Source organism: Tianweitania sp., assembly GCF_032053605.1.
In the GTDB taxonomy this organism is placed as follows: Bacteria; Pseudomonadota; Alphaproteobacteria; order Rhizobiales; family Rhizobiaceae; genus Tianweitania.
The window spans coordinates 15,130-28,910 of record NZ_DAMBUH010000031.1 but is presented as its reverse complement, the minus strand read 5'-3'; the positions used below and the strand labels follow the sequence as shown (position 1 = coordinate 28,910).

The following is a 13,781-nucleotide window of genomic DNA, read 5'->3' as shown; positions in this document are numbered from 1 at the left end:
GCCGATGGCGGCTACGGTGATGCTGCCACTCTTGCCTCACTTGTCGAGGGGCTGGGTATCGAATCTCATATCCCAGTGTTCGAGAGGTCGGCCTGTCGTGAAGGGACTTTCGAGCGCGCGGACTTTGTTTCGATCACCAGGATGACAGCTACGTCTGCCCAGCAGGCAATCGCGTGCGCCCGCGCAACCGCAACTTCGCACAGCTCCGCTCACTCGCGAATTCCGACGGCTCCATCCGCTTTCGCGCCCGCCACCAGGACTGCAGCAACTGCAACCTTAAGGAACGCTGCACGCCCAACATGCCTTCCCGCAAGGTGACGCGCTCTATCATTAGTGCACGCGACATGGCCCGCGGTATCGCAGCTACCGATCCTTATGTTGTCTCGCGAAGACAGCGCAAGAAGGTGGAGATACTGTTCGCCCATTTCGAACGCATCCTCGGGCCGGGCCGATTGCGTCTCCGTGGACCAAACGGCGCCAAAGACGAGTTCCACCTCGCCGCAACCCGCCCAGAACCTGCGCAAGATGGCAAAGCTCATCCCGCTAACTGTCGAACAGGAGCGGCGTGAACGGAAGGATTGGGCGGCAGATAATCAGCGGCGTTTCCGCGCCGAGCACGATTTGAGTTTTCAACACAATCGGGGTCCATCCGGACGCTCAAGGGCTTGAGCTGCTAGCCGGTTTCGGTCGCCAGCATCTGCTTGACGATGTTGACGTTGTCGGGCTCGGGCGAATTGGCGACATCCCGAGCCTCCGACTTGTCGATCGTCCTTTGTCGATCACCGCCGAGAGGCCACTTTGCTCCATGTCGTGGAAGGCAAGCAGGCGGTTGTCGCGGTAGGTCCAAGCGTCGGTCTGCACACCCTGGAGAAGCAGCGCCGTCTTGATGACCGACCTGCGCCCTTTCGCTTTATCTTGGTAAGAAAGTTCCGCCTTTGCGCGTTCAATGACGGCCTTCTCGTCGATACCAAGTTCGGCAACCCAAACCGAAGGGGGAGACGGATCTTCTGTAGGTTGCTCGTTATCGACATAGGCGCAGCCACGCTGGAGTTGCTGTAGCTTATGAACGCGTCCACCTCACCGAGGATAAGCTCAAATTGTGCCAGCGCGCGCTCTCGGGCTGCTAGCCGCAAGCCCGCGACAAGCCCGAGAAGGCCGGTCAGGTCGATGATGTGTTTCTTGCAGTTAAAGGAGAACTGGTCGGTGAGTAGCGTGTCGACCGACGCTTGGCTATAGGAAGGCTGTTTCCTCGCTAGCATCAGGATGTTGAGCTCGTCGAAAGTGTTAAAATACGAGCGTTCCATGAACTGGCCGATCGTGAAGTTGACTTTGTCCAGGCTCGTTGTCGAAGTGACCTGGAACGACACGCGGTCATGGTCGTCGCCCAGGTCGATGCCAGGATAATTCTTCTGCTTCCGGTTTGGGTTGATGAGCCGCGGAAGGTTGTAGACCGATCGCAGGATGGGAATGGACGCATCTTCCAAGGCCAGGTTGATGTCGGTCCGGCCCTGAGACGTGGCCAACTCAACCTGCACTATGATACGGCTGACCACACCACGGAGCTCGTTTTCAACTTCCAATTGACGCATTCCCATCGTCCCCTCCAGTAGCGCTCATAGTAAACGATGGGAACGCATCGGGAACATTGCACGTGTGCCGGTCTGGTGCTTATGGACTTTTCCGCCAACTCCTTCCTTCCCGCCCGATCGGGTTCGGATCGTTCACAGGCAAGGCAGGATACAAACTCACTGCGTGGACAAGCTAAGGAAAGCCGTCATGACCGAGCGTACAATGCGGCGCTATACGAACTTGGCTTCGGTGCTCCACATCCTTGATAACCGTTGTCTCACGCTGCTCAGCCAGGAGACCTGGGACGATCGCAACGACACCTTCTTCATGTCGGAATACAGGCAGCTCAAAGGCGTGAAGACCGTTCTTGCCATCTGCACAGCGGATAGGGATGAGACCTATCACTGGCAAGTCTTCCTGCGAGGGGCGGACGACGTTTGCATCGAGTTCGACAGAGAGAGGTTATTGGCCGCAGCTTGATACTGCCGACGGCGTCGTTCACCGCTACTTGGACTACAAGCTGGTGACAAAAGCGAATACCATGCGCGACATCGATCTGGATATCCTGCCGTTCATGAAGCGGTGGCCTTACGGCGATCAAAGGAATATCGGGCGGTGTATGTGAATGCGGACTTTGAGGTACCCACTTTTGCGGTGGCGATCGGAATTCCTGCCATTAAGCGGATAACGCTTAAAGCATCGCCGGTGAACTGGAATCGGCGTTGGCATTTGTTTGGGATGCTGATTCACTCAGGTCGGAGGTGCCGATGTTATTTTCTTGATCGGATTGTCGCGTTTGTGGCCGGTGGGGCGTCCTGCCGCTCGGCAGCGCGGCGTTTTGGTGCGAGCTAGAGCTGCGCCTTGAAGCTGATGCAGCATAATGCGCGGCATAGCTCGTCGGCTCCTGTCGCCAGGGGCGGCGGCCGGGCGACGGCAAGCTCGACCGGCTCGAAGTCTTCCTGATCGGCACTGTGGATAGTGAGGCGGACATCACGATCCCCGAACTTGCCGAACGGCTGATGCGCGACACGCCATTCGGGCGACGCCGGCCATGCTGTCGCGCCTTCTGTGCCAGCGCGGCTTCACCAAAAAAATGCCCCTTTGGCGTTGGAATGCGAACGCGCCGACATTGCAGCAGCCCGGCAGGTTTGGAAGAGGTCCCGCCAGCCGCGGATACGTCGCCAGCCTGGTCGCCTCGTGTTAGTTGACGAGACCTCGGTGACAACGAAGATGACGCGCCTTCGCGGGCGCAGCCTAAAGGAGCAATGGCTCAAGGCCATGGCACCCTTCGGCCACTGGGGCACGCAGACCTTCATCGCCGCCCTGCCCTATGACGGCCTGACCGTCCCCTAGATCATCGACAAGGCAATGAACCGCGCCGCCTTCGAGACCTATGTCGAGACCCAATCGTCCGACGCTCAAGAAGGGGATGTCGTCATCCTCGACAATCTCGCCGTCCATAAGCGCAAAGGCCGCAACCTGCCTCAAGGAGAAGGGGGCATGGTTCCTCTTCTTGCCACCCTACAGCCCGGACCTGAACCCCATCGAGATGGCGTTCGCAAAGCTCAAGGCGCATCTGCGCAAGGCCGGCGCCCAATCCTTCGACGCCCTCCGGCCCGCCATCGACGAAATCTGCGACCTCTTCACTCCAACCGAATGCTGGAACTTCCTCAATGCCGCCGGGTACGCGTACGATTAAATGGACGAGGTTCTAGCAAGCCAGGTTTGCCTGCGTCAGCATCCTCTTCGTGCTTATGACGGTCTCAAAGATCTCTGCTCCCGAGAAACGATCCCGGTGCACCAGTCGATCATTCGATGGCGGTCGAACTCCACCTCTCGCAGAACATTTGTGGCAGAGATGAGCTATTCCTAGTTGTTAGCACGTCGCCGGTTCAAAGATCGCGGGATGGTTGCTTTCAGAGAACTTACGGCCTAAAGCGATGCACTCTGATCCCACCTTTTTGGACGAGCTAATGGGCAATGCTATTCATCCAACAGCCATAATTGAGGGAGCCGTCGAACTAGGCGACGGCAATGAAATTGGTCCCTATAGCGTTATCATTGGTCCGGTAAGGCTAGGTGATGACAATCTTGTCAGTCCTTTCGTGACCATAGGAACGCCCGGCCAAGACACAAAAAACCCTCGCTACGATTCGCGCGATAAATTAATTAGCATCGGCGACCGAAATATAATCCGGGAGCATACAACTATCCAAAAACCTGCTTATGAAAACGTGACGCAGGTTGGCGATGACGTTCACATCATGAGTCAAGTGCACGTGCCACATGATGCCCTTATTCAGGATGGAGTGGTGATCGCGCCAATGGTTGCTCTAGCCGGACTATGTCGAATACTTAAAGGTGCAAATATTGCGTTAGGCTCATCGGTCCATCAAAGAACCGTTGTAGGGCAGTATTCAATAGTAGGAATGGGCGCTGCTGCTATAAGGCATATTCGTCCCTTTAGCAAGTTCATACCTCGCTCGCCACCTATGGTAAATAGTTACGCGATTAAAAAATTTGGGTTTTCCGAGTACTCCGAGGAAATAGAGGCTTACGTTATAAACGGTTTAGAGCCGACATCACCAAGCCTTCGCTCCATTGTTGAGGAATTTTATGTTATGTGCGAAGACAGGAATAGAAATATATAATGTCCCAAATTGTTACCATCCCGCATGTTAATGATCGGCGAGGAAACCTTGGTTTTGTAGAGTTGGGTGCGCCGATCGATTTTTCGATTAAACGCGTTTACTACCTCTACGACGTTCCAGGCGGCGCTGAAAGGGGAGCCCACGCACACAGGGAGCTTCAGCAATTGATAGTGGCTGTCTCAGGGTCGTTTGAGGTCGAACTATATGATGGCTTTACACGGCGTTCTTTCCACTTGAATCGGGCCTACGAAGGCTTGCTGGTGCGGCCGGGGAGTTGGCGGGAGCTGCGTAATTTTAGCTCGGGTGCTGTTTGTCTGGTACTAGCATCAATGGAGTATGACGAGTCTGATTACATACGTGACATTAACGAATTTGAGCGGTTTGTGCGGCAATGAACATCCCCTTCCTTGACTTAGAAACTCTTCATCAAAGCATTCTTGAAGAGATGAAAGAAAAATTTGAAGAGGTGGTATCGAGTAACCAGCTAATCCTGGGTCCGGAGCTAGCCGCCTTTGAGAAGGAATTTGCGGAATATTGCGGCGTGTCTCATGCGGTGGGTGTAAGCGACGGATTGGAAGCGCTTATAATGCTGCTAGAGGCACATGGTATTGGAGAGGGGGATGAGGTAATAGTACCTTCCAATACTTTTATAGCAACATGGTTGGCTGTTACCGCGTGCAAAGCTATACCTGTACCTGTAGAACCGGACCTTGCTACTTACAATATAACGGCCGATACTGTTGCTAAGGCTATCACCACCAAAACGAAAGCCATTATCGCCGTTCATTTATTCGGCCAACCGGCCGATATCGAAAAATTGGAAGAGCTAGCAAACTCGACAGGTGTGCTCGTCTTCGAGGACGCCGCTCAAGCACATGGCGCAAAGACTCAGAGCGGTCGTACAGTTGGCAGTTTTGGAAGCGGCGCTGCTTTTAGCTTTTATCCAGGTAAGAACTTGGGCGCATTGGGCGACGGCGGTGCGATTACGACAAATTCTGCCGAGGTAGCAGACTTCGTAAGACGCCGTCGCAACTACGGCTCGATAGAGAAGTATGTTCATGAGATACCTGGCAGAAACAGTCGCCTAGATGAGCTTCAAGCAGCATTTTTGCGCGTTAAGCTGATGCGACTGAACGGCTGGAATGAGAGGCGTCGGTCGATAGCAGCATATTATCTGGACACTATCAATACAGACGAAGTCGTCCTACCGCAAAAGCCCATGGGACACGTGCCTGTTCATCATCTATTTGTTGTTTGTGCAAGGGAGCGAGATCGTCTCCAATCTTTCTTGCATGAGCGCGGGGTTGGAACTGGGGTTCACTATCCTGTCCCGCCGCATAAGCAGATGTGCTATAAGGAATATGCATCTATACATTTGCCGATAGCAGAACGTTTGTCTCAACAAATGTTGAGCATCCCTATCGGTCCGACTATGAGCGATGCTCAGGTTGCCTATGTGGCTGAGACGATCAACTCATTTAAGCCGTGATCGTCGGTGAGACGGGCTAAGGGATACTTGCCACAAATGGCAAAAAGAGAACACATCGCTCGGTATGTCGATTCAGACTACTACTTGGCGCGTTATCAGGACGTCAAGTCGGACGGAGGCGATCCGCGCCTTCACTTCATTAACTTCGGGTTGGATGAGGGAAGAGCGCCTAATCGGTATTTCGATCCCGCGGAGTATTCCTCTCGGTACAAAGATGTTCCGACGCATCAAGCAATGGAACACTGGATTGAATTTGGTACCTTCGAAAATCGGATCCCATGCGAATTGTTTGATGCCCACTGGTATCGCAGCGAATACTTGGCCGGAGCGACTGAGGCAGAGCCATTGCTGCATTTCCTGGAACAAGGAGAAGCTCAAGGGTTCAACCCGCACCCCGACTTTGATTCCGCGTTCTATCTGGAAAGTTTGTCTAAACTGAATCTATATACTGACCATCCGCTGCACCATTATTTAAGAGCAGGGTTAGACCGTGAAGTTAGCCCGAACCCAAACTTTGATGTTCATTGGTATATTACCCGCTATGCCGATGTTGCTGCCGCTAGATGCAATCCGTTGTTTCATTTTGTGCAGTACGGGGCTGTAGAGAACAGACTACCAAACCCGTTTGCAGATGAACAACAGGTATCCACGTCTCTTCGCGGGCGAGATCTTAAGTTTTCGCCCCATCACCGCCGTATTTTAGGGCCGTGGGAAAGTCGTCAAGGCGCGTTTGTCGGTAACTTATATCCTTTAGAACCATCACGCGGAAGGTCTCCTCAGCGATCGGTTTACGGCGGGAAGGTCATTAATTATAGAAACGTTGAATTGGTGGCTGGAACAAGGATACTTATAGACCCAAATATAGGTATACTATCTGATGAGTGGTTCGATACCGCATTAGACGTGACGATAACCCAGAAATATCGCCAAACTTGGTCTACGGACGATCAACGTATAGCGCTCGGCTACAAGTTGAAGAACAATTCCGTCATCAGGTCGGGGGTGCACCTCATGGCCGAAGCAGACTATAACTATTTTCATTTTGTAGCTGAGGTGCTTTGTAGGGCGATCAATGTCGTGGGAATGCCCGAAGATTTACCGGCCCTGCTGTCGGCAAATCTGCCCGCCAGTTACTACGATGCTATAGATTGTTTGTTTCAGGGTCGTCGAGCCATAGAGAAGCTGGAGAGGGGCGTTCTTTATGCGGTAGAAAACTTAGACTATGTCTCGGACACGGCCAGGATACTCGATATATATAGTCGGAAAGCCGAAGCTTGGGAATTTACGCTCGATTTCGAACAGCTAAAGACCGTCAAAAGAACCGTCGAAAATTGTCTTAGCTTGAACGCTGACAAGTCCGGCGGTCGCAAACTTTACGTGCGTCGGCGATCTGGTAACCGTAGAATCTTGAATGAAGATGAAATTATCCACTCGATGATCAAGTCTGGCTTTGAGGTTATTCAACCAGAGGACTTCACTTTTCGAGATCAGGTAGCTTTGTTTCATAATGCGGATCTGGTGGTTGGCGCTACAGGTGCAGCGTTGACCAATTTGCTTTGGTGCCGTCCTTCAACTCGGGCTGTTGTACTTTATTCCGACAGCCAACATCATCAGCTCAACCTTTGGAACCTAATCACTAAGCCTGCCGGCTTCGAGGTGGAAATCATGTTCGGTCCACGTTCCGGTAGAGTTGAAGGCATGTATTCGGTTCACGACGATTTCCGCATTGATGTGCCTGCGTTGGTTGATAGGATAGGCTAGATGATCAATGTGTCTCTGGTCATTACAAGCTTCAATCATCGACCATATCTGGAGCGATTACTTCCAAAGCTCGGTGAACTTGCACGAGCTGGGCACCAAATAATAGTAACGGACGATGCATCTACCGATGGCTCTGTCGAGCTGTTGAGGGCCAATGCCGATGCTGATATGACCTTTAGGTTGTCCACCGTCCGTGAAGGAGTTAGCGCAGCAACTAATGCCGGTCTAGCGCTAGCCACCAATGATTATGTTGCGCTCTTAGCTTCCGATGATGACCTCTTGCCCGGTGGATTTGACATTGCATTAGCAGAGCTTAAGAGAACAAATGCCGACCTTGTGTTTTGCAGGCCAGAATTAATCAATGATGACGGTGTTTCGCTGCGATCAGATATATTTCCCGCGTTTAATCGTACGGACTCTGACGCATTTAATGAGGATCCATTGTCATACTTAATTAGCAGAGGCAACGTCATCTGCGCCTCGACAACGTTTGGTTATCGCGACGTTTTCAAGCAGACAGGTATGTTTAATGAATCCTTACTGCAGTTACAGGACTATGAATATTGGATTAGGGCCGCTGTCACGGGGTTTAATCTATTAATATCATCGTCATGCTGGGCACAATATCGCGTTCACGAGAATAACTTGTCTCGCTCAAGTAATAATAAACGTATGCAGCTAGAACGGAGAAGTATTGCGCGATCTCTGTATCGTAACAAGGGTGCCATTAACATTATTAGAAAGAAACTTGCGTCGTACTTTCCCATTGTGAATACGCAGGACATTGATTCAAGGGTTTTGCTAGCTTGGCTGCTTCTTCAGCACGTGGATCCGATCCTTAGATCTGAAGGGGTAATGCTGGCTTACGAATGTCTGGCGGACAACTCTCATTGCTTTGAACTGTTTGGACTCAGTAAATTGCAGATCTGGGAGATTGCCAATGCCGATGCGTAACGTTCGCGGCAAGGCGCGGGTAGCGTTTCTATTCGATGATGTTTATACGAATACCGCTAGATCGACTATTGATCGGATGACTGTAGACCAGTCGTTTTGCGTTACTGCTCTGGTTTGCGACCGGACTGATCTCGAAGGTAATATTGTACTGGCGGCAGAAGAGATAAAGTCAATAATCTGCTCAGAACATCCAGCATGGTCGGTGCATCAAGTCAATAGTTTTGATGAGATCCAGTTGGATTATATTTTTTACCTGTCTCCCTATGACGAGTATCGTCCAGAGTTACTGAGGTCCATCGAGGCTGCGCGTCGTTACAAAGTCTTATGCATCTCGTATGGCGTTTCGCTTTTAAAATGGTCTCGTGAGCTGGAGTATCTCTGTTACAATCCGTTTTACGCAAACTGTAGGGCGGTGTTTGTTGAGTCTCAGCATCTCTTTCCTGGTGCCCGAAAATTTGTGCCGGTTGGTATAACAAAGCTTGAAGAATATACATCGGACATTGATCGAACTCCTCAGCCTGGTCCGATGGTTATCGCGTGGCGACCGCGTTGGTCGGAGGCTTCAAGCTCGCTATCCACTCAGATCGACGTGGTCGAGCAAATTCTTGAGGAAGATTGTTCAGCTTCAGTATACCTGATCCGTCACCCATTGTTCTTAAGGCAGCTGCAGCTGGCCAATCAGACTGATATTGTTGCACGGATCGAAAAACTTGAAAGTAGAAGCCGTTTTTTTGTTGAGGCGGGCCGCGATTACGTTAAGAGATTAATCCATTGCAACGTCTACCTTGGTGGCCTGTCGTCGTCCGTGGCGGAATTTATGTGGAGCGGGGGGCGGGTGTATATTGTAGGTTCTGCTATAAACATTAATAAGCTTGGCTCAGAACTGCTGGGTCTGGTAAGATTCATCCCGCCGGGGGCCTCCGCGGGCTCAATCATATCGCAGATAGTTAGTGATAGTAATGAACTTGGGAATAGCAGTGCGTTCGAATTGCCCGCTTACGACAGGTTGTTTCCTGACTGGGAGATCCGGCCGTCTGCTCGCATTCTGGACTATCTAAGGAGTGATATAGACTTTTCTAATTCAATAAGGTTAAGACGTCGGAAACTGGATACCGCCCGTAAGGTTGTAGCTACCGCGGTTAGGCGACTTTCCCGTCTTTTAGCAGTTCGACGCGGTAAACTAGGGTAAGGCAGGGTGAGGGCTGCTGCTGGTATCGGCGACACGAAGGCAAGATATTGTTAAAGGTATGAGATGTTAGACGGGGTATAAGCGTCTGCAGGCATCGAACAGGATCTTGTTGGCTCGAAGGATGTAAGCACGTACAGGCAAGACGAGGATGTAGCTTGGGCTAAAGTGCGCCACCTGCGGCATGGTTTGAACACCCTCGTTGATCGCCAAACGCTCGCCTGGGTCGAAGTGGAACGCTTCGGCCGAGATAGAAATGAGCGGAACGAAGGTGCCGACGCGCTTGTCTGCTGCTACCGATCATACCCGAGTGAACTGTTCGCAGGTGAAGGTGGCGAACCGGCTATAAGAGCCTTGTATCCGAGACACTTCAGATTCGCACCCAGCTGCTTAATGGTGCGCTTCTGTTTGCGCGATGGTCCCATCTCCCGCCCGAACAAGGCGGAGCCCTTTTGCAAACAAGCTTGCTTGATCGCTACCGCATATTGTTCGTCGGCCAAATTCGTCCTATCGCAGGTACTTGCGCGCAGAAGCTAGAGCCTGCCCCCTGCGCTGATTTCATGTATAAATACCTGATCAAAAAGGCTAGCGCTGATAAACCTCCTCTACGCCATGTCCAGCGGTCCATCATGCTCCGGTCTTTAAAGCCTATAGTTCAACAGCAGTTGCAGCCGAGCGAAACGTTCGGACGATTAATGTTGAGCGACCTACCTATCGGAAAAGCGCTAGCCTGGCGGCTTTGTGTACCGCCAATGGGGGTTGATCCAAGGCTTGAGCTTGAGCGCACCAAACTTTATCGCAGGTTTGGCATCTCAGTGAAACATAAGCATGCGCCAAGGCGTAGACCATGCCATAAGCCTTTACGTCCCGTCCGGGAGCGTTGAAGTGATCACCTCCATGCAGCGAGGTCGCCGCTGATAAGTGGCCTACGCACGCGGCATCGCTCGCTCCACCTATTTGCATTGAAGCGCTGACTGCTTGAGGTTGGCCATGCTGCTGTAGACGCCGATTAAGATGTGGTGACTGCTTCCCAGAATCGTGAATCAAAGAAGCTCCTACGCGCCTTGAACGCACGCTGAGCAAGAATAAGATGGAATCCTGAATACTCAAGGATCCACTTATCTGGCGCGCTTAACCACGCGATCATCGCAGATGTCTTCGCCGAGTAATCCAAATGACGGAATGTGGAAGGAGCACGTGACGTGTTCCTCTAGGAGGTTATCATGCGCCTCAACCGATGGCGGCGCTATGAGTCATCCTCCAAGCAGCTACCTGGAAATGGTTTGAAGGTTGGGATCGAAATCTACCGGATCATCAAACGCAAGTGTCTTTTACTGCGATCAAAAAGTCAAATCTAGGACTATTCTCTTATAGGCTTCACCTGAATAGAAAACGCTGTATGGCTAAACTTTGCCATCATCCATATGAAGACATGAAGTATCAAGGCTAGATATGAAAAAATCTATCCTTCAAGTTCGCAATCAGAAAAGTATATTTCTTTACCTGATGCAGTCGGAGCGTCGTTGCCTTCAAAGATGCTCTTGTAATTCACAGGATCATAATGGCTCATTAACGTGATTGCGAACTGACGCGGCGGGATGTTCAGCGCATCTGCCCATTGGCCGAGCTGCCCGGGAGGCACGCGCGCATACTCAACTTGCGATACAAATGAGTAGCAACGCATCCCTAAAGCCTTGGAGAGTTCGCCTTGGGACAAACCAGCGGCCTCTCGTAGGCGCTGCAACCACTTTCCGGTCTGCTTTCGAAGCTTCAAGGCCTCCCCCGAGGCCACCTCTTTCTGAGGGTGGGTACACAACTTACTTACTCGCTCGGCAGCAAGGGTTTTCCGTGCAAGTTTTTTTTGATTATCATGGGCCTGCTTCCGAAGTCGGGACTGATCTCGCCGATTGAGAAGGCCACCGAATAGCCCTCGCGCGCTGTTACCAAAAACGTATGCTGAAGCTCGGCATGGTGACCCGGCAGATCCATGATCCGGCTTGTTTCAACAAGTCCAATAGAAGCTCACCTTCGTACTCCACCATCGTCATGCCGGACGAGGCTCGACGCGACGGTCTGCACTGCTCACAACGCTTGCTCTGCGCTCACAGAGTCGACCATTAACATCGAGGCAATGATGATCGCGATCTGAATTACGTGGTAACTCGCTTCAAGCTCGCTTCCTGTTTGCGCCGGCGCCGCGACAAGGCAGGAACACGCTAAGCGCATTAGCCATCAAGGAAGTGCCAATCTCGCGCCTGGCCTTCGTCACTTGCAAATGCAAGTTATAAACATTCTAAGCTACTGTTCAAATCCGAATTTCTGCCCTGCCAAAGCTAGGTGGCGCGACTCGGGAGTAGCGACCTTTTGTGAACGGCAGCGCGCCAGACAATCGCGCATCAGCCAGTGGCGTGTTCGACCTGACACGAAAAGCAAGACCGTGCTGGCATGCACCTACAGCGGACGGGTGAGCACGGAGCCTGATCTCGACGTTGGCGGTTCTGGTCGCAGGCCATGTCCTCATGGCGATTATACCACACAAGCGCTTTCACGCGCCTGCGATCAAACGCATGGTCGGCGCAGTGGGAAGTCGACAGCTCGTTTACGCTGACGAACTTGGTAGGACAAGGACAGGCAGCTTTTAGCTTTCCTGCGTCAGTCAGTCGTGGGTCGGTGGATCTGACAATGTGCGCTTCACGGCTTCACGCCACCCTTTGATTGCTTTTAGCCGCTCGCCGTCTCCCATGGTCGGCTGGAACCGCCGTTCCAGCGCCCAGCTATCTGCAAATCCCGTTTCTTGTGGCCATAGGCCAGATCGGCTGCCGGCCAGCCAGGCTGCACCGAGCGCGGTGGTTTCCAGAATGCGCGGACGATCGACGGGCGCATCCAGGATGTCGGCGAGCCGCTGCATGGTCCAATCGGAAGCTACCATGCCGCCGTCGACGCGCAGCACAGTGTTTGTTCCGCTGGACTTCCAGTCCTTGTGCATCGCATCGAGCAAATCGCTGGTTTGGAACGCGACGGATTCGAGCGTGGCCCGTGCGAACTCGGCCGGACCGGTGTTGCGGGTGAGCCCATAGATCGCCCCCCGTGCGTCCGCATCCCAGTGCGGCGCACCGAGGCCGACGAAGGCGGGGACGAAATAGATTGTCTGGGTCGGGTCTGCCTGTTCGGCAAGTTCCCCGGCGTCGGCTGCCTTCGAGATCATCCGGGCGCCATCGCGCAGCCATTGCACTGCCGCGCCCGCGATGAAGATCGAGCCCTCAAGGGCATAGGTGGTTTCACCGTTCAGCCGGTAGGCGATGGTGGTGAGGAGCCGGTTCTCCGATCGCACGATCTCCTTGCCTGTGTTCAGGACGGCGAAGCAGCCAGTGCCGTAGGTCGACTTGATCATACCCGGCTCGAAGCATGCCTGCCCGATTGTAGCCGCCTGCTGATCGCCGGCGACGCCGAGGATCGGTATTTCCACCCCAAACAGCGACCTGTCGGTGAAGCCATAGTCGGCGGCGCAATCATGCACCTGAGGAAGCAGCGAAGCCGGAATCCTCAGAATGTCGAGCAGTTCCTTGTCCCACTGGTTCTCAACGATGTTGTAGATCAGTGTGCGTGAAGCGTTGGTCGCATCCGTTGCGTGAACCTTGCCGGCTGTCAGACGCCAGATCAGGAACGTGTCGATCGTTCCCGCAGCCAGTACGCCCCGCTCGGCGCGCTCTCTCGCACCTGGAACATTGTCCAGCAGCCAGGCGATCTTGGTGCCGGAGAAGTACGGATCGAGCAGCAGACCCGTCTTCTGGGAGAAGGTCGGCTCGTACCCTTCTTCCCGCAACGTCCGGCACAACGACGCTCCCCGCCGGTCCTGCCAGACGATCGCGTTGTAGATCGGCTTGCCCGACGCGCGATCCCAGATCACGACGGTCTCGCGCTGGTTGGTGATGCCAATCGCGGCGAGGTCGTCCGCCTTCAGCCTGGCAGTGTTGAGCGCCTCGTTGACCGACCAGACAACAGTATCCCAGATGTCTTCCGGGTCATGCTCGACCCAGCCGGATTGTGGATAGTGTTGCTCGAATTCCTTCTGTCCGGCTGCGATGATGTCCATCTTCGTGTCGAAGACGATTGCGCGCGACGATGTCGTGCCCTGGTCGATGGCGAGGATATGCTTTTTCATTCTCTTGTC

Annotated in this window: 10 protein-coding genes and 2 pseudogenes; 9 read left to right on the top strand and 3 right to left on the bottom strand. The window is 53.1% G+C overall.

Annotated features, from left to right (window positions below):
• Positions 1-537 (top strand): annotated as a pseudogene (locus RTX98_RS09595) (transposase); the annotation flags it as partial.
• Positions 538-779: 242 nt separating this feature from the next.
• Here the strand turns inward: RTX98_RS09595 and RTX98_RS09590 are convergent.
• A complete protein-coding gene (locus RTX98_RS09590; protein ID WP_312796225.1) occupies positions 780-1,589 on the bottom strand; it encodes an SMEK domain-containing protein in 810 nt (269 codons plus the stop codon).
• A 187-nt stretch (positions 1,590-1,776) separates the two neighbouring features.
• Here RTX98_RS09590 and RTX98_RS09585 point away from each other — a divergent pair, with 187 nt between their 5' ends.
• The 8 genes and pseudogenes from RTX98_RS09585 (at position 1,777) to RTX98_RS09550 (ending at position 9,613) form a co-directional block, all read left to right on the top strand.
• A complete protein-coding gene (locus tag RTX98_RS09585) occupies positions 1,777-2,049 on the top strand; it encodes a hypothetical protein (protein ID WP_312796224.1) in 273 nt (90 codons plus the stop codon).
• 258 nt (positions 2,050-2,307) lie between these two features.
• Positions 2,308-3,268 (top strand): annotated as a pseudogene (locus RTX98_RS09580) (IS630 family transposase).
• Between the two features lie 274 nt (positions 3,269-3,542).
• Positions 3,543-4,220, top strand: a complete 678-nt coding sequence (locus RTX98_RS09575) for a hypothetical protein (RefSeq protein ID WP_312796222.1) — start codon at positions 3,543-3,545, stop codon at positions 4,218-4,220.
• Entirely contained in the window at positions 4,220-4,615 is a 396-nt protein-coding gene (locus RTX98_RS09570; RefSeq protein ID WP_312796221.1) for an FdtA/QdtA family cupin domain-containing protein, read from the top strand. The genes RTX98_RS09575 and RTX98_RS09570 overlap by 1 nt, the downstream gene beginning before the upstream one ends.
• Positions 4,612-5,709, top strand: coding sequence for a DegT/DnrJ/EryC1/StrS family aminotransferase (locus RTX98_RS09565; protein ID WP_312796220.1), 1,098 nt, complete (start codon positions 4,612-4,614; stop codon positions 5,707-5,709). The genes RTX98_RS09570 and RTX98_RS09565 overlap by 4 nt, the downstream gene beginning before the upstream one ends.
• Positions 5,710-5,745: 36 nt before the next feature.
• Positions 5,746-7,470, top strand: coding sequence for a glycosyltransferase family 61 protein (locus RTX98_RS09560; RefSeq protein WP_312796218.1), 1,725 nt, complete (start codon positions 5,746-5,748; stop codon positions 7,468-7,470).
• Positions 7,471-8,424, top strand: a complete 954-nt coding sequence (locus tag RTX98_RS09555; RefSeq protein WP_312796216.1) for a glycosyltransferase family 2 protein — start codon at positions 7,471-7,473, stop codon at positions 8,422-8,424.
• Positions 8,411-9,613, top strand: coding sequence for a hypothetical protein (locus RTX98_RS09550; protein WP_312796215.1), 1,203 nt, complete (start codon positions 8,411-8,413; stop codon positions 9,611-9,613). Before RTX98_RS09555 ends, RTX98_RS09550 begins: the two co-directional genes overlap by 14 nt.
• A 1,459-nt stretch (positions 9,614-11,072) precedes the next feature.
• Here RTX98_RS09550 and RTX98_RS09545 read toward each other — a convergent pair.
• Positions 11,073-11,384: a helix-turn-helix transcriptional regulator gene (locus RTX98_RS09545; RefSeq protein ID WP_312796214.1), complete on the bottom strand. Its 312-nt coding sequence runs from the start codon at positions 11,382-11,384 to the stop codon at positions 11,073-11,075.
• Between the two features lie 882 nt (positions 11,385-12,266).
• Entirely contained in the window at positions 12,267-13,772 is a 1,506-nt protein-coding gene (gene glpK, locus RTX98_RS09540; RefSeq protein WP_312796213.1) for a glycerol kinase GlpK, read from the bottom strand.
• Between the last annotated feature and the right edge of the window lie 9 nt (positions 13,773-13,781).